This window comes from Streptomyces griseoflavus (assembly GCF_014649995.1).
GTDB classification, from domain to species: domain Bacteria; phylum Actinomycetota; class Actinomycetes; order Streptomycetales; family Streptomycetaceae; genus Streptomyces; species Streptomyces griseoflavus.
Genome location: NZ_BMUC01000021.1, coordinates 1 through 1,188 on the forward strand (window position 1 = coordinate 1; position 1,188 = coordinate 1,188).

At 68.4% G+C, this 1,188-nt stretch carries 1 protein-coding gene and 1 pseudogene; both read left to right on the forward strand.

The window, feature by feature from the left end; translation table 11 throughout:
- The coding region (locus IE172_RS30890) for an ABC transporter permease (protein ID WP_190100644.1) at positions 1-510 on the forward strand (510 nt) is incomplete at its 5' end.
- Positions 503-1,188, forward strand: a pseudogene (locus IE172_RS30895) (ABC transporter ATP-binding protein); the annotation flags it as partial. The gene IE172_RS30890 and the pseudogene IE172_RS30895, both read left to right, overlap by 8 nt.

A 1,188-nucleotide genomic window follows, 5' to 3' on the forward strand; every position in this document is an offset into this window, starting at 1 on the left:
CTGCACTTCCCGCGGGCCTCGCTGCCGATCTCCTTCGCGCTCCAGCAGCTCCAGCAGCTGCTGTTCTCGATGATCGTCCTGGTCGCGGTCATGCTGGCGTTCCGCAGCTTCCCGGGTCTGTCGTGGCTGCTGATCGTGCCGGCGCTCGCGCTGCAGTTCGTGTTCAACACCGGGCTGGCGCTGATCGTCGCGCGGATGGGCAGCAGGACGCCGGACCTGGCACAGCTGATGCCGTTCGTGCTGCGGACGTGGATGTACGCCTCGGGCGTGATGTTCAGCATCCCGGTGATGCTGCACGACAAGGACGTCCCCGGCTGGCTCAGCGACGTGCTGCAGCTCAACCCGGCCGCCGTCTACATGGACCTGGTCCGCTTCGCGATGATCGACGGCTACGGCTCCTCGTACCTGCCGCCGCACGTGTGGGCGTTCGCCGTGGGCTGGGCGCTGCTGGCCGGCGTGGCCGGCTTCGTCTACTTCTGGAAGTCCGAGGAGAGGTACGGCCGTGGCTGACGACAGGACGGATGCGCGCGTGCCCACCGTCATCGCGGACGAGCTGCACATCGTCTACCGCGTCAACGGCGCAAGGACGGGCAAGGGCAGCGCCACGGCGGCGCTGAGCCGCATCCTGAAGCGGGGCGAGGAGCGGGGCGTGCGCAAGGTGCACGCCGTGCGCGGGGTCTCCTTCGTCGCCTACCGGGGCGAGGCGATCGGTCTGATCGGCTCCAACGGCTCCGGCAAGTCGACCCTGCTGCGGGCCATCGCCGGGCTGCTGCCGGCGGAGAAGGGCAAGGTCTACACCGACGGCCAGCCCTCCCTGCTGGGCGTCAACGCCGCCCTGATGAACGACCTGACGGGCGAGCGCAACGTCATCCTGGGCGGGCTCGCCATGGGCATGTCCCGCGAGCAGATCAAGGAGCGCTACCAGGAGATCGTCGACTTCTCCGGCATCAACGAGAAGGGCGACTTCATCACCCTGCCGATGCGCACCTACTCCTCCGGCATGGCGGCCCGGCTGCGCTTCTCCATCGCCGCCGCCAAGGACCACGACGTCCTGATGATCGACGAGGCGCTCGCCACCGGCGACCGCAAGTTCCAGAAGCGCTCCGAGGACCGGATCCGGGAGCTGCGCAAGCACGCCGGGACGGTCTTCCTGGTCAGCCACAACAACAAGTCCATCCGCGACACCTG